We start from the raw sequence: 572 nt of genomic DNA on the forward strand, positions 1-572 counted from the left end.
TTGCCCGCATGGGTGGGGCCGCCGTTGGCGTGGGGGATGGTGTGGTCGATGTCGCAGCGGGTGGCGGGGACGTCGCAGCCCGGCCAGCGGCACGTCAGATCGCGGCAGCGCACGAAATCAGCCAACCCCTTCGACGGGGTGTAGCCGGGTTCGGGTGGGGCGTCACCGGGATGGATCAGTGGCACCGACTTGGCTGAGGCGGCCAGCTCGGCGAGCAGTTCGGGGGTGATGAGCCCGTCGGCGCCGATCTCCCACCCCGACGTGCTGGCGGTGCCGGTGGCCGGTGGGGCGATGACGTGCATTACCACCGGAGAAGCCGCGGGGCGCCCGCCGGCCGCGCAGTCGGGGCGTCGGCAGCGACAGCCCAGCCGATCGGCGCCGGCGGCCAGCGCCCCCAGGGCGTCGGCGCGGCGTTGCGCGGCGGTGCGCGGGTCGTGGGCGCACACGGTGGCCGCCAGCGCCGAGAGGCGCTGGTCCAGGGCGTGGGCGTCGGTGCTGAATAGGCTGCCCTCGATGCGGGCGATGCCGTCTTGATCCCCGCCGATCCAGATTTCCCGGTCGGCCTGGTCTTT

At 73.8% G+C, this 572-nt stretch carries 1 protein-coding gene; it reads right to left on the minus strand.

Annotated elements, in window-relative coordinates:
* Nucleotides 1–572, minus strand: a 572-nt coding sequence (locus AC5Y21_RS26035) for an HNH endonuclease signature motif containing protein (protein ID WP_499917040.1), incomplete at both ends; no start/stop codon positions are given.

Source organism: Mycobacterium sp. NGS41 (assembly GCF_059812725.1).